This window comes from Microbacterium sp. (genome assembly GCF_029263575.1).
In the GTDB taxonomy this organism is placed as follows: domain Bacteria; phylum Actinomycetota; class Actinomycetes; order Actinomycetales; family Microbacteriaceae; genus Microbacterium.
On sequence record NZ_JAJUFV010000019.1, the window covers coordinates 16,103 to 29,930 of the forward strand.

12 protein-coding genes and 1 pseudogene are annotated in these 13,828 nt (G+C 67.2%); 2 read left to right on the top strand and 11 right to left on the bottom strand.

Features of this window, described 5'->3' with window-relative positions; all coding sequences use genetic code 11:
* Nucleotides 1-18: 18 nt before the first annotated feature.
* The 4 genes from Q1J95_RS03575 to Q1J95_RS03590 all read right to left on the bottom strand — a co-directional run bounded on the left by Q1J95_RS03575 (nucleotide 19) and on the right by Q1J95_RS03590 (nucleotide 4,444).
* The gene (locus tag Q1J95_RS03575; protein ID WP_300265898.1) at nucleotides 19-1,089 is read right to left on the bottom strand and encodes an aspartate-semialdehyde dehydrogenase; all 1,071 of its coding nucleotides are present in this window, start codon (nucleotides 1,087-1,089) and stop codon (nucleotides 19-21) included.
* Between the two features lie 151 nt (nucleotides 1,090-1,240).
* A complete protein-coding gene (locus Q1J95_RS03580) occupies nucleotides 1,241-2,527 on the bottom strand; it encodes an aspartate kinase (RefSeq protein WP_300265899.1) in 1,287 nt (428 codons plus the stop codon).
* A 103-nt stretch (nucleotides 2,528-2,630) separates the two neighbouring features.
* A complete protein-coding gene (locus tag Q1J95_RS03585; protein ID WP_300265900.1) occupies nucleotides 2,631-3,248 on the bottom strand; it encodes a response regulator transcription factor in 618 nt (205 codons plus the stop codon).
* On the bottom strand, nucleotides 3,245-4,444 hold the full coding sequence (locus Q1J95_RS03590) for a sensor histidine kinase (RefSeq protein ID WP_300265901.1): 1,200 nt from the start codon (nucleotides 4,442-4,444) through the stop codon (nucleotides 3,245-3,247). Before Q1J95_RS03590 ends, Q1J95_RS03585 begins: the two co-directional genes overlap by 4 nt.
* Nucleotides 4,445-4,539: 95 nt before the next feature.
* On the opposite strand from Q1J95_RS03590, the gene Q1J95_RS03595 reads away from it, so the two are divergent.
* Together Q1J95_RS03595 and Q1J95_RS03600 are read left to right on the top strand one after the other, a co-directional pair.
* On the top strand, nucleotides 4,540-4,719 hold the full coding sequence (locus Q1J95_RS03595; RefSeq protein ID WP_300265909.1) for a hypothetical protein: 180 nt from the start codon (nucleotides 4,540-4,542) through the stop codon (nucleotides 4,717-4,719).
* A complete protein-coding gene (locus tag Q1J95_RS03600; RefSeq protein ID WP_300265908.1) occupies nucleotides 4,679-4,873 on the top strand; it encodes a DUF2871 family protein in 195 nt (64 codons plus the stop codon). The genes Q1J95_RS03595 and Q1J95_RS03600 overlap by 41 nt, the downstream gene beginning before the upstream one ends.
* Here the strand turns inward: Q1J95_RS03600 and Q1J95_RS03605 are convergent.
* The 7 genes and pseudogenes from Q1J95_RS03605 to Q1J95_RS03635 all read right to left on the bottom strand — a co-directional run.
* Nucleotides 4,779-5,789 (bottom strand): DMT family transporter, encoded by a 1,011-nt coding sequence (locus Q1J95_RS03605; RefSeq protein ID WP_300265902.1) that lies wholly within the window; start codon nucleotides 5,787-5,789, stop codon nucleotides 4,779-4,781. The two genes, Q1J95_RS03600 and Q1J95_RS03605, sit on opposite strands and share 95 nt — an antisense overlap.
* Before the next feature lie 46 nt (nucleotides 5,790-5,835).
* Complete coding sequence (gene recR / locus Q1J95_RS03610; RefSeq protein ID WP_300265903.1) at nucleotides 5,836-6,429, bottom strand: recombination mediator RecR; 594 nt, start codon at nucleotides 6,427-6,429, stop codon at nucleotides 5,836-5,838.
* Nucleotides 6,429-8,621, bottom strand: a complete 2,193-nt coding sequence (locus tag Q1J95_RS03615; protein WP_300265904.1) for a DNA polymerase III subunit gamma and tau — start codon at nucleotides 8,619-8,621, stop codon at nucleotides 6,429-6,431. Before Q1J95_RS03615 ends, recR begins: the two co-directional genes overlap by 1 nt.
* A gap of 64 nt (nucleotides 8,622-8,685) precedes the next feature.
* Nucleotides 8,686-9,759, bottom strand: coding sequence for a DUF2207 domain-containing protein (locus tag Q1J95_RS03620; protein ID WP_300265905.1), 1,074 nt, complete (start codon nucleotides 9,757-9,759; stop codon nucleotides 8,686-8,688).
* A 32-nt stretch (nucleotides 9,760-9,791) separates the two neighbouring features.
* Nucleotides 9,792-12,305: a glycosyl hydrolase family 65 protein gene (locus tag Q1J95_RS03625; protein ID WP_300265906.1), complete on the bottom strand. Its 2,514-nt coding sequence runs from the start codon at nucleotides 12,303-12,305 to the stop codon at nucleotides 9,792-9,794.
* Complete coding sequence (locus tag Q1J95_RS03630) at nucleotides 12,302-13,048, bottom strand: HAD family phosphatase (protein ID WP_300265907.1); 747 nt, start codon at nucleotides 13,046-13,048, stop codon at nucleotides 12,302-12,304. The genes Q1J95_RS03625 and Q1J95_RS03630 overlap by 4 nt, the downstream gene beginning before the upstream one ends.
* A 94-nt stretch (nucleotides 13,049-13,142) precedes the next feature.
* Nucleotides 13,143-13,828: pseudogene (locus tag Q1J95_RS03635) on the bottom strand (acetate kinase); the annotation flags it as partial.

The window sequence follows — 13,828 nt, forward strand, 5'->3', positions numbered from 1 at the left end:
CGGAACCTGCCAGCGTGACTAGGCGGCGACAGTCAGGCGCGCAGCCACGATCTCGGCGATCTGCACAGCGTTGAGCGCCGCACCCTTTCGCAGGTTGTCGTTGCTGATGAACAGCACCAGGCCCTTGTTCTCCGGCGCCGACTGGTCGGCCCGGATGCGGCCGACGAAACTCGGGTCCTTGCCGGCTGCATGAAGCGGTGTCGGGACGTCTGCGAGCTCGACGCCGGGCGCCTCGGCGAGCACCTCGCGTGCCCGCGCGGGGGTGATGTCGCGCGCGAACTCAGCGTGGATCGACAGCGAGTGCCCGGTGAACACCGGAACGCGTACACACGTGCCCGCCACACGAAGGTCGGGCAGTTCGAGAATCTTGCGGCTCTCGTTGCGCAGCTTCTTCTCTTCGTCGGACTCGCCCAGCCCATCGTCGACGATCGAACCCGCCAGCGGAATCACGTCAAAGGCGATCGGGGCGACGTAGTTGTTCGGCTCGGGAAACTCCACCGCCGAACCGTCGTGGACGAGGCCCAGCGTGTCGCCCTGCGCGAGCACGCCCTCGACCTGGTCCAGAAGCTCCTGCGCGCCCGAGAGCCCTGAGCCCGAGACGGCCTGGTAGGTGCTCACGATCAATCGCTCAAGACCGGCTTCGGCTGCCAGGGGCTTGAGCACGGGCATCACGGCCATGGTCGTGCAGTTCGGGTTCGCGATGATCCCCTTGGGGCGCTCGTCGATCGCGTGCGGGTTGACCTCGCTGACGACGAGCGGCACCTCGGGGTGCCCGCGCCAGGCGCTGGAGTTGTCGATCACGACGGCCCCGGCTGCGGCGAAGCGCTCAGCGTAGGCGCGGCTCGCGGTCGCTCCGGCCGAGAACAGCGCGATCTCGATGCCCGCGGCATCCGCCGTCTCGATGTCTTCGACGACCACCTCGACACCGCCGTACTCGATCGTCTTCCCGGCCGAGCGCGCCGACGAGAACAGGCGCAGCTCGCGAATCGGGAACGAGCGCTCCGCGAGAATCCGACGCATCACACCGCCAACCTGGCCGGTGGCGCCCACGATGGCGACGGAGTGTCCTGAATCAGAGATACGGGTCATGAAAATGGCTCTTCCTGGTCGGGTTCCGGTGAGTTTACCGAGATGGTCGGCCGCCCCGAAATCAGGACGTGTGACCGAGAACAGGAGGATCTGGTCGGATGCTCCTGTTCTCGGGGCATCGTCCTGCTCTCGGATGCCGTGGAAAGGGTCTCTAGCGCCCGGTGCCGGCGTGCACGACGGCTTCTTTGTCACCGTCGAGTCCGTAGGCGGTGTGCACGATGCGCGCGGCATCGGCGACGTCGGAGTCGCGCAGCACGACCGAGATGCGGATCTCGGATGTCGAGATCATCTCGATGTTGATGCCCGCGGTCGAAAGCGCCTCGAACAGTGTCGCCGAGACGCCCGAGTGCACGCGCATGCCTGCGCCGACCACGGAGAGCTTTCCGATCTGGTCATCGTGCACGAGCCCCTCGAAGGCGACGTCGTTCTGCTCCGCGGCGAGCGCCTTCATCGCTGTCGAGGCATCGCCCTTGGGGAGCGTGAAGGAGATGTCAGCACGACCTGTTGAGGCAGCCGATACGTTCTGCACGATCATGTCGACGTTGGCGCCGGACTTCGCGATGATCTTGAAGATCTCCGCCGCTTTGCCGGGAACGTCGGGAACGCCCAGGACAGTGATCTTCGCCTGTCCCATGTCGGTGGCGACACCTGCAACGATCGGCTCTTCCATGTCTTCTCCTTCGGATTCGCGAGGCAGCTTCATGCCCTCGCCCAGAACGTATGTGCCCACGCCCGATGTGAAAGTCGAGCGTGCGTGGATGAGCACGCCGTGACGACGTGCGAACTCGACGGCGCGGATGTACAGCACCTTGGCGCCGTTGGCGGCCAGCTCGAGCATCTCTTCGCTCGTGATCTGATTGAGCTTCTGCGCCTGCGGGATGACGCGCGGGTCGGCGGTGTAGATGCCGTCGACGTCACTGTAGATCTCGCAGACATCGGCATTCAGAGCGGATGCCAGGGCAACAGCCGTCGTGTCGGAGCCACCGCGCCCGAGCGTGGTGATATCGCGCGTATCGCGGTTGAAGCCCTGGAAGCCGGCGACGATGACGATGGCGCCCTCGTCGAGCGCTTCGCGCAGCCGAATCGGTGTGACATCGACGATGCGGGCCGACCCGTGATGGTCGTCGGTGATCATGCCCGCCTGGCTGCCGGTGAACGACCGAGCGTCGAAGCCCATGGAGTGAATCGCCATGGCCAGCAGTGCCATCGAAATGCGCTCACCGCTGGAGAGCAGCATGTCCATCTCACGCGGCGCTGGAATGGGCGCCACGTCGTTGGCAAGGTCGAGCAGTTCGTCTGTCGTGTCGCCCATCGCGCTCACGGCGACGACGACGTCGTGACCGGCGCGTCGGGTGTCGACGATGCGCTTGGCAACGCGTTTGATGCTCTCGGCGTCGGCAACGGACGAGCCGCCGTACTTCTGCACGATGAGGGCCAAATTCTCACTCCTCTAGGGTTGTCGGGCAGTTCCGCCCACAAACCAGTCTACTTTCGGCCCGCATGCCGCTTTGTTCATGTGACCAAGCGCCCAGCGCCGCAGCTCAGAGCAGGCCGATCCTTCGGGCCTCGCTCGCCGCCGCCGTGCGACTGGTGACGCCGAGCTTGTCGAGCAGATGCACGATGTGGGTCTTGACCGTCGACTCCGAGACGAACAGCTGCGCGGCGATCTCGCGGTTGGACGCACCGTCGTCCACGAGGACGAGCACCTCCCGCTCACGATCGGTAAGCACCACGCGCGGAGCGCGCAGCGCGGCCAGCAGCCGCTCGTCACCGCCCGGCGTCAGCACCATCGCCCCGGCGGCCGCATCGACGATGGCTCGGGCGATCGTGTCGTTGTCGACGTCTTTCAGCAGGTACCCGGCCGCCCCGGCCTCGACAGCGCGGATGATCTGGGCGTCGTGATCGAAGGTGGTCAGAATGAGCACGGCGGGGGCGTGCGGCATCCGACGAAGAGCGAGGGTCGTCGCGACGCCATCCATGCCCTCTCCCAGACGCAGGTCACACAGGACGACGTCGGGTCGGCGTTCGGATGCCACCACGAGCGCATCCTCGCCGGTCGAGGCCTCCCCCACCACGGTGAATCCGCGCGCTTCGATGATCGCGCGAAGCCCCGCCCGCACGACCGGGTGGTCATCGACCAGCAGTACCCGGATGCTCATGTGTCACTCCTCCAAGCGGATGCGACGGCATCCGACGTCGGCACCGATGCGGTCAGGGTCGCTCCCTGCCCCGGCGACGTGCGCACGTGCAGTTCTCCGCCGAAATCGCGAAGCCGTGAGCGCATGGCGGTGAGGCCATACGACGTGGATGACACGGCAGCGCCGAACTCACCCGATGAGAATCCGACACCGTCGTCGTGCACGCTCAGCCGCACCGCAGCGCCGTCATGCTCGAGCGAGACGACGGCCGTGTTCGCCTGCGCGTGCTGGCGCACGTTCGCCAACGCAGACTGCGCGACGCGCAGGAACACGACCTCCACCGGCGTGGAGAGCGAGGGCAGTGCCGGATCGACCTGCAGCTCGACCGCGATGCCGGTGTCAGATCGCAGCGTGTCGAGCATCCGCCCGAGCGCCGCCGTGAGCGCGGAGCCCTCCAATTCTGCGGGGGCGAGGGCGGCGACGATGCGGCGAAGGTCCGCGAGTGAGTGCTGCGCGAGAGACTCGATCTGCGGCATCCGCCCGGCATCGCCGCTGCGGGCGAACAGCACCATCGAGCTCAGCTCCTGGGCGATCGTGTCGTGCAGGTCGCGGGCGAGACGGGTGCGTTCCTGGGCGGCTCCCGCCTCGCGCTGAGTCTGCGCGAGCTCTTCCTGGAGCGCTGCCATCTCGTCTTGCGTTCGAACGAGCGAGGCGATGAGCCGGTCGCGTTCGATCGCATCGCGCAGGAGCGCGTCATAGCCGAGCGAGATCGCCAGCGCGAAGCCACCGCCGAGCAACGGACCGGCGATATGGGCGAAGGTGATCGGTGCCTGATGCAGAATCGGCGCGACGATCGCCGCGACCAGCACCGGAACCGCGAACGCCACCGACGGCCAGGCGCGCAGCAGGTGACCGGCCAACAACAGCACCGGGAACGACAGCCACACGAACTCGGCCGAGACGACGAGCATCCCGCACCACAGGAGGCCCAGAGCATACAGCCACCAGCGCGCAGAACGCCCCCTCGCGAACGCGGCTCCTGCCCCGTACCAGGCGAGAAACAGCGCCGGTGCCAGCAGCGCCGCAAGCAGTGGCACATCGACCGCGGCGGCGCGCACCGACGTCACCACCGCCAGCAGCACCGTGATCAGATGCAGGGCGAATCGTGCCGACGTCAGCATTCTGCTGCGAGCCGGGTCGGCGACGGATGCAGACATAACTCGATTCTCGCGCTTTCCGCGGCGCGATGCGCGAGCGGAAGATCGATCGTTCGATGGATCCTCGATGCGAAGCATCCGAGGACGATGAGATCATGACGCACACCACCTCTTCGGCACAGCGTGCCGCACAGCTTCTGCTCCTTCACGCCGTGACGGTTTACACCGTCGTCGGCCTCGCCGCCGGGCTCTTCTACCGGGATCTACAACACCGGCGTCGTGCTGACGACAGCCATGCTGGTCTGGCACGGGATACTGCAGGTGCAGGGTCTTGAATCGTCGAAGATGATCGCCGGCATCGCCGGAGCGGGCCACATGCTCCTCGGCGCCGGCTTCATTCTGCTGCTGCTCGGCCTGCGCTCGGGGATTCGCCGGACGAGCCCTCACGCGGAGCTGGTGAGCGAGCTGAGCGTTCCTCAGGGTTCGTGAGCGCGGATGCCGCGGGCACGGCTCGGCGGGTACGCAGACGCCCGCCTGTCGCCGCAATCCAGCAGCCGATGAGGATCAGCGGCAAACCGACCAGCAGACCCGGTGTGATCGGCTCGGCGAGCACGAGCGATCCGAGCGCGAGCGCCACCACCGGGTTGACGTAGGTGAACAGGGGCGCGCGAACCGGTCCGACCTCACGGATGAGCGCAAAGAAGGCCATCAGCGCTAACGCCGTACATACGACGCCGAGCAGAACGAGCGACACCGCCGATGTGATCGTGGGCATGTCGTTCTGCGTGAGCAACGCGGCCGGAAGATAACCGAGTCCGATGGCGAACAGCGCGAGCGTGATGGTGCCGACCGAGGGCACCTGGTTCAGCCGATACGCCAGGATGAACGGCGCAATCGCGTACAGCACGGCCGTGAGCAAGACCTCGCCGATGGCGACCGCGCTCGCCCCGCCTGGTGGGAACAGGCCGGGGCCGACGACGACCACGCCGACCCCGGCAAACCCGAGCAGCAGCCCGCCCAGTCGCAGGGGCGCAAGCGCCGACCGGTCGCCGCGCAGCAGCGCGATGATCACCGCGAACAGCGGCACCGTCGCCACCAGCAAGCCGGTAAGCCCCGAGGGCAGCTGTGTCTCGGCGTGACTCAGCAGCAGAAACGGCCCGCCCATCTCGATCAGAGCAAAGGCGAGAACCCACGGCCAGTGCTTCCACGCGGCCTTCAGCGCGCCGCTGCGCACCGCGAAGGGCAACAGGATCAGTGCCGCGAGCAGGGTGCGTCCCGCGACGACGGCGGGCGGGGTGAACGACTGGACGGCTTCTTTGATGAAGAGGTAGGTGATTCCCCAGACGACCGACATGATGGCGAAGAGCAGCCAGCCTCTGCGCGTGAAGCCCCCGTGTGTGCTCATCTCGTCACGGACACGGACACGGGTTCAGGTGTGGCCGTGGATGCGGTCACAGTTTTCGTCGTCCTTCGAATGCGCGACCGAGGGTGACCTCGTCGGCGTACTCGAGGTCTCCGCCGACAGGAAGCCCCGATGCCAGCCGCGACACGGTGATCTGCATGGTGGTCAGGAGGCGACTGAGGTAGCTCGCTGTCGCCTCGCCCTCCAGGTTGGGGTTGGTGGCGAGGATGACCTCTTGCACGGTTCCGTCGGCGAGGCGCGACATCAACTGCGCGATGCGCAGGTCGTCAGGCCCGACACCGGCGATCGGGCTGATCGCACCGCCGAGCACGTGATAGAGCCCGCGGAACTCGCGCGTGCGCTCGATGGCGGAGACGTCCTTGGCGTCTTCGACGACGCAGATGAGGGCGGGGTTGCGGCGCGGATCGCGGCAGATCGCGCACCGATCCTGCTCGGAGACGTTGCCGCAGATCTCGCAGAAGCGCACCCGTGCGCGCACTTCGGTGAGCAGTTCGGAGAGGCGGGCGACGTCGAAGCTCGGCGTCTGCAGAATGTGGAAGGTGATGCGCTGCGCTGACTTCGGGCCGATGCCTGGAAGGCGACCGAATTCGTCTATGAGCTCTTGAACGATGCCGTCGTACATCAGGCGAACCTCGTCGGCGGCTCGTAGGGCTCTTCACGCACGAATGTTGCACCGAGCACTTGCCGCACCACGGCTTCGCCGTAGCGCTGCACTCCATCGGGCGAGCGCGTCGTCACCGAGGGCGCCGGGCGCTCCGTGCTCTCGCTCACCGGAGCGACGCTGCCGGATGCGTTGGCTGCCGGTGGTGCGGATGCCGCCAGTGGTGCGGATGCCGGAGCCGCAGCAGGTGGCTCATACGGCGGTTCGTCAGGATCAGGCGCTTCGTCGTCGCCGGGCAGCGGCGCCTCCTGGTCGTCAATCGCACCATCCTGCGGAGGCTGAGGCGCGGAAGACGCGGATTCGACCTCAGTGGGCTCGTCATCGACAGGGAACTGTGGCTGCGGCTGCGCGGCAGTGTCAGAAGCCGGAATCGCTGCGACAGCCCACTCCGACACGGATGCCGATGCGGCCGGGGCGCTCGGCGCCGCGTTCTGGGGCGCCGAGCTCTGCGGCGCCGCGTTCTCGTCGGCGGGCTTCTCCGCCGAGGTCGCTGTACCGTCGGGCGCCGCCTGCGGCAGTGGCGCGGGGCGGTACTTCACACGCACCCCGATTTCTTGTTCGATCGCGGTGCGCAGATGATCGGATGGACCAGGCCCGGGCGTCGACCCCTTGAACCTGGTGACGTCGGCAGGTGTCGCGAAGCCGAGCGTGAGAACGCCGGAGTCGCTTGCGAATTCCAGCGGCTGCACGGTCGTCACCACCAGCCACGCTGTGCGGCTCAGTTTCTCCATGCGTGTGAGGACAGCCGGCCAGGCGGCCTGAATCCTCTCGAATGTGACGGGGCCGCTCGGGGCGGGGTCAGCAGCGGGAGCCGGTTCCGCAGGCGCAGCCGGTTCCGCAGGCGCAGCCGGTTCCGCAGGCGCAGCCGGTTCCGCAGGCGCAGCCGGTTCCGCGCTCGGTGTCGCCGCGGGCTCCGTGGCCGGTTCGTCAGGTGCAGGGGTCGGCGCAGGCGCAGGCCGCGCCGCCGGAGTCGCAGGCACAGCCGGGGCAGGAGTCCGCGCCGCGGCAGGCGCCGCCGCAGCAGCAGGCGCCGACTGCCCACCGTCTGCCACGGCACCGGCGTTCAGTACCCGCGCGATCATCAGTTCGAGGTGCAGACGGGGCGACGTCGCCCCAGCCATGTCATCGAGCGCGGCGCTGACGACATCGGCCGTTCGCGACAGTCGCGCGGTTCCGAAGGTCGCCGCCTGCGCGCGCATGCGCGTCAACTCGTCTTCGGCCAGCCCGCGCAGCACCGACGAGGCACCATCGCCGACCGCCGCGATCACGATGAGGTCGCGTAGCCGCTCCAGCAGGTCATCGACGAAACGGCGCGGGTCCTGTCCGGTCTGCACCACGCGGTCGATCGCGGGGAAAGCCGCGGCCGCGTCACTGGCGGCGAGCGCATCGACGATCTCATCGAGCAGCGCACCGTGTGTGTACCCCAGCAGCGACACGGCGCGCTCGTATGTCACCTGGGCCTCGTCGGAGCCGGCGATGAGCTGATCGAGCAGCGACAGGGTGTCACGCGGCGACCCGCCACCGGCGCGCACGACGAGCGGCAGCACGCCCTGGGCCACCTGCACGCCCTCTTCGGCGCACAGCTTCTCGACGTATTCGAGCATCGCGGCCGGGGGGACGAGGCGGAAAGGATAGTGATGGGTGCGCGAACGAATCGTGCCGAGCACCTTGTCAGGCTCGGTTGTCGCGAAGATGAACTTCACGTGCGGCGGTGGCTCTTCCACCAGCTTCAGCAGGGCGTTGAAGCCCTGCGGCGTGACCATGTGCGCCTCGTCGAGGATGAAGATTTTGAAACGGTCACGGCTCGGGGCGAACGTGGCGCGCTCGCGCAGATCACGCGCGTCATCGACACCGTTGTGGCTGGCCGCGTCGATCTCGACGACGTCGAGAGAGCCACCACCATCGCGAGACAGTTCGACACAGCTCGGACACGTGCCGCAGGGGGTGTCAGTGGGCCCTTCCGCGCAGTTCAAGCAGCGCGCGAGGATGCGCGCTGATGTTGTCTTTCCGCAGCCCCGCGGCCCGGAGAAGAGGTAGGCATGACCGACGCGGTCGCCGCGAAGCGCCGTCATCAATGGATCGGTCACCTGCGACTGCCCGATCATCTCGCCGAAGTTCTCAGGGCGGTAGCGGCGGTACAGGGCTGTGGTCACCACAACAGCCTACGGCGTACCGCCGACACTGTGCGCGTTCGTCCGGATGAGTCGACCGCACCGGTCAGGAGAGCGCGTCGAACACGTTCCCGACAGCCTCAGCTGCCGAGCCGATACCGTCGGTCAGCTCACCGACCGCGCGCACCAATGCGAGCACGCTGCCCACAGCCTCGATCACCGCCAGCACCTCGAAGGTGGCCTCGAGCGTGTCACCGACGTCCATGTTCTCCCGCAGGTGTCCGGCGTGCTCCCCCAGCGTCTTCAGCCACGACGTCTCCATGCCGAACAGCACCGCGTACGGCAGCAGTCGCTCATACAGATGAAAACGTTGCAGATCGGCCGTACGCGCCTGGGCCGATACATCGGCGCGCTGCAGAGCGCCCTGGACCGACTGCACCGCGCGCAGCGGTTCTTTCTCTGCGAGATCGATGTACTCGCGCATACCCGCCAGATGCACCCGCAGCGGCTCGGCCTGTGCGGTGAAGCGTCGCCACGGCCGTGGAGTGATGATGAGAACTGCCACGACGATGCCAAAGCCCGCGACGGCGGCGGCAACGCCCGCCCCATCCGCACCGGTGTCCTGCCCGATGGCTCCGATCACGAAGAACAGCGACACCAGAGCCCAGAGGCAGGCAACGAGCCTCAAGAGAACGGACGGCCACATGCGCCGCTGCGCATGGAACACTCCCGCCGAGACGCCGGCACGCTCCTCGGATTCCAGAACCACGCTCACCCGACGCGAGAGTCGCCGGGAGTCCGCGCTGAGCCGACGCACCCGCGTGGACGAGCTCTCGGGCCCGAACAGCGCTTCGATGACCGCCAGTTCTCCTGTCGCGATCTGCCCTCCCTCAACCATCTCCACCGAGATGGCAGCACGCTTCGCGTCGTGTTCCGCCGGCCGCAGCAGGCGGATCCGGCGACGCACGGCCAGATCGATCAGCACCGCGGCCATCGCCCTGCCGTCCCGGTTCAGCAGCAGCGCATCACGCGCAACCGTTCCCTCTGCCAACGGTGCGAATCGCGGCCCCGCCGAGCGCGGCATCCGCCGCGACAGGTGCCGCGCCAGGATGGCGAAGCCAAGCAGCATCAGAGCGGGAACCACGACGATGACGGTGGTCCCCCAGGCGATGTCGGTCACCCCTCCATTGTGGAGCATGCCCCGCAGGGCAGTCAGTCCTCGAAGACGCCGAGCACCGGCAGAGCGTTGGTCATCACCGGCACGGATGCCGAAAGCCGAGTGCCGTCGTCGCGACGAGCATCCTCGAACTGCCTGAGCGTCGGACGTCCGGCGATCACCGGCCCCTGATCAGCCAAGGGCGCGACGACGTCCGCGCCTTCTGCCACCGTGTATTCCACGCCGCGCACCGTGAAGCTCACCGGCTCGCCCTGTTCGACAGCGACACGCAGCTCGTCGCGCGTGAGCGTCACCCGCAGCGCCGTGCCGTGCCACTGCAGCGGGTACGACAGCGACGGCCACTCGACGGGAAGTCGCGGATCGAAGCTGAGCTCGCCGGCGTGATCGCGCATGCCACCGAAGCCGCACACCAGCGTCGTCCACACGCCGCCGGCCGATGCCACGTGCACCCCGTCGGACGAGTTCTGGTGCAGGTCTCCGAGATCGACGAACAGCGCATGACGGAAGTACTCCAGCGCCAGATCCTGATAACCGACCTCTGCCGCGAGAATCGCCTGCACCACAGCCGACAGGGTGGAGTCGCCCGTTGTCAGCGGGTCGTAGTACTGGAAATCGGCGAGCTTCTCCTCGGCCGTGAAGTGGTTGCCCTGCAGGAACAGCGCGAGCACGACATCCGCCTGCTTGAGCACCTGGAAACGGTAGATCACGAGCGGGTGAAAATGCAGCAGCAGCGGTCGCTGGTCATCGGGTGTGTTCGCGAGATCCCAGACTTCTCGCTCGAGGAACATGGCGTCCTGCGGATGGATGCCGAGACTCTCGCTGTAGGGGATGTTGATGGCCTCTGCCGCGCGATCCCACGCCTCCGGTTCACCGGCATCCAATCCGGTGCGCTCGACGAGGGCGTCGTAGGCCGCCGGGTCGTCCTGCGCGATCTCCTGCACGATCTTGGCCGCATACCGCAGGTTGTGCCGGGCCATCACATTCGTGAACAGGTTGTCGTTGACGACGGTGGTGTACTCGTCCGGTCCGGTGACACCGTGAATGTGGAAGGTGTCTCCCCCGCGATGCGTGAGGTCTTTCGCCGGGGTGCCGTTCGACGTGCGCCAGAATCCGAGCGTCGCCCACAGCCTGGCCGTCTCGACGACGACGTCGACGCCCTCACGACGGAGGAAGTCATCGTCGCCGGTGGCGCGCACGTACTTGCCGAGAGCGAAGTTGATATCGGCGTTGATGTGATATTGCGCCGTGCCGGCCGCGTAGTACGCAGAGGCCTCTTCGCCGTTGATCGTGCGCCAGGGAAACAGCGCTCCGGCCTCGTTGAGCTGCGCTGCCCGGCGGCGCGCCGCCGGGAGCATGAGCACTCGCGCGCGCAGCGCGTTGCGCGCCCACTGCGGAGTCGTATACGTCAAGAACGGAAGCACGTAGATCTCGGTGTCCCAGAAGTAGTGCCCGCTGTACCCCGAACCGGTCAGACCCTTCGCAGGGACACCGGCGCCATCGGCACGCGCCGCCGCCTGAGCGAGCTGGAACAGACACCACCGCGTGGCCTGCTGCAGATCGTCGTGTCCTTCGATCTGCACGTCTGAACGCTCCCAGAAAGCGTCGAGCCAGGCGCGCTGCCGGCGGAACTGCTCGTCCACGCCCTCGATGGCTGCCCGATCGAGCGAGCGGCGACAGCGGTCGATGAGCTCGCGTGGCGGTACGCCGCGCGAGGTGTGATAGCTGACGAGCTTGGTGATGCGAATCGGAATGCCCGCCTTCGCCTGCACACGAACGACGTTCTTCGCGATATCGGGCTCGATGAACTGCCGCGCGCTGTACTCGTTATCGGTCTCGATCACATGGTCGGCGACGACCGCGACCGTCATACCGGAGTCGGCGACGCGATACGACAGCGCTGAGCGAAGTCCGTCCTGCCAGTACTCGGCGGGATCCAGCACGCGTTCGGTGATCTTCTCGGTCTTTCGCGGGTCGAATCCGGCCTTCTTCGCGCCCATCGGGTCACCGGTGTACACGGTTCCGCCGTCCTGGCGATTGAGCAGCTGGCAGCTGATGGTCACCGGAGCATCCGAGTTCTCGACCGTGACATTCAGACGCAGGATCGCGAGGTGACGTTCTTCGAAGCTGACGATGCGCTCATCGCGCATGCGGATGCGCTTACCGCTGGGCGTCTCCCAGAGCACGTCGCGCGCCAGCACTCCGGTGCGCAGGTCGAGCGATCGACGGTACTCGCGCACGTCAGCCTCATCGAAAGAGAGCGGCTCGTCGTCGACGTACAACCGCATGATCTTGGCATCCGGTGCATTGACGATGGTCTGACCGACCTCGGCGAATCCGAAGGCCTGTTCAGCGTGCCTGATCCGCCAGGTCTCGTGGAGGCCGTTGATGAACGTGCCGTGCTCGTGCGCGCCACGGCCTTCGACATGGTTTCCACGCAGGCCGAGGTAACCGTTGCTCATCGCGAACAGCGTCTCGGCGATGCCGTCTTCGACGTAACGGGTCTCGGTCAGGCGCCAGGGGTCGATGGGAAAGCGTTCACGATCGATCATTCGGTCTCCGAGGTTTCGAGAAGCAGTCGGGCAAGGTCATCCACGATATACGTGGCACCGGCGGTTCGGAGCACGTCGGGTCCGACGCCGTGCTCGGCGCCGATGACGCTGGCGAAACCGGCGGATGCCGCGGACTCGACGCCCGCGAGTGCGTCTTCGACCGCGACGCTCGCGCGCGGGTCGACGCCGAGCCGTTCCGCGCCAGCGCGGAACATATCGGGTGCGGGCTTGGATGCGAGAGCATCCCGCGCGGCGACTCGGCCATCGATCACGACCGTGAAGAAGTCGCGGATGCCGGCTGTCTCGAGCACCTCCTGCGCATTGGACGAGCTCGACACGACGCCCATCGGAACCTGTGCCGCGCTCAGTCGGCGCAGCAGCGCAAGCGACCCCGGATACGGCGCTACTCCCCCGGAGCGCAGTGCGGCCGCGAACGCCGCATTCTTGCGATTGCCGATGCCGCAGACGGTCTCGGCGTCGGCCGGATCGTCCGCAGACCCCCAGGCGATCTCGACGTTGCGGCTGCGCAGCAGGCTCGCCACACCGTCGTAGCGACGTTTGCCGTCGACGTAGGCGTAGTAGTCGGCATCCGTATAGGCCGGCTCGATACCCCAGCGCGCGAACACGTCGTCGAAGACAGCCGCCCAGGCACGCATGTGCACTTCGGCGGTCGGCGTGAGCACACCGTCGAGGTCGAACAGAATCCCCTCGCTGGCGCGAAGGTCGGGCAGGATTTCGGGCACGTTGTCCTCCAGGGCGAGAAACGAGGGGCACGACGGCGAGCCGTCTCACCAGCGTAACGGCGTGGTGCAGCTCGGGGTAAGCCGACGCGTGGGTTCAGACCAGGCCCAGTGCCTGCCGGGCGATCTCGAGCTCTTCATCGGTCGGCACCACCAGCACCTCGACCGCCGACGAGTCGCGCGAGATCCTTCGGATGCCGGGCACCCGGGCCTCGTTGCGCACCGGATCGATCTCGACTCCGAGGAAGCCCAGCGTCGCCATCGCCTCGGCGCGCACCCGAGCGGCGTTCTCACCGACGCCGGCGGTGAACGAGATGACATCCACCCCACCGAGCTGAGCGATGTACGCGCCGGCGTAGGCGCGAAGGCGATGGACGTACACGTCGAAGGCGAGCGTCGCCGCTTCCTCCCCGGCGTCCGCTCCCGCAAGAATGTCGCGCATATCGCTGCGCCCGGCGAGCCCCTTCAGGCCACTGCGCGTGTTCAGCAGGCCGTCGATCTCATCGATCGTGTACCCGGCCACGCGAGAGATGTGCACCAGCGCCGCCGGGTCGATGTCGCCCGAGCGGGTGCCCATGACGAGCCCCTCCAGCGGGGTGAGCCCCATCGACGTCTCGACCGACCTTCCGCCCTCGATGGCCGTGACCGAGGCACCGTTTCCGAGATGGAAGACGAGCTGACGCAGAGAGGCCAGATCGCGCTCGAGAAACGCCGCCGCGGCCTCGCTGACGTACTTGTGACTCGTGCCGTGGAAGCCGTATCGGCGCACCCGGTGCTTCTCGG

What these genes read in the sequence shown, in the direction of transcription:
- Q1J95_RS03595 (WP_300265909.1), top strand. Translation starts at nt 4,540, where the DNA reads ATGACGCACACCACCTCTTCGGCACAGCGTGCCGCACAGCTTCTGCTC.
- Q1J95_RS03625 (WP_300265906.1), bottom strand. Translation starts at nt 12,305, where the DNA reads ATGATCGATCGTGAACGCTTTCCCATCGACCCCTGGCGCCTGACCGAG.
- Q1J95_RS03600 (WP_300265908.1), top strand. Translation starts at nt 4,679, where the DNA reads ATGCTGGTCTGGCACGGGATACTGCAGGTGCAGGGTCTTGAATCGTCG.
- Q1J95_RS03605 (WP_300265902.1), bottom strand. Translation starts at nt 5,789, where the DNA reads ATGAGCACACACGGGGGCTTCACGCGCAGAGGCTGGCTGCTCTTCGCC.
- recR (WP_300265903.1), bottom strand. Translation starts at nt 6,429, where the DNA reads ATGTACGACGGCATCGTTCAAGAGCTCATAGACGAATTCGGTCGCCTT.
- Q1J95_RS03585 (WP_300265900.1), bottom strand. Translation starts at nt 3,248, where the DNA reads ATGAGCATCCGGGTACTGCTGGTCGATGACCACCCGGTCGTGCGGGCG.
- Q1J95_RS03590 (WP_300265901.1), bottom strand. Translation starts at nt 4,444, where the DNA reads ATGTCTGCATCCGTCGCCGACCCGGCTCGCAGCAGAATGCTGACGTCG.
- Q1J95_RS03575 (WP_300265898.1), bottom strand. Translation starts at nt 1,089, where the DNA reads ATGACCCGTATCTCTGATTCAGGACACTCCGTCGCCATCGTGGGCGCC.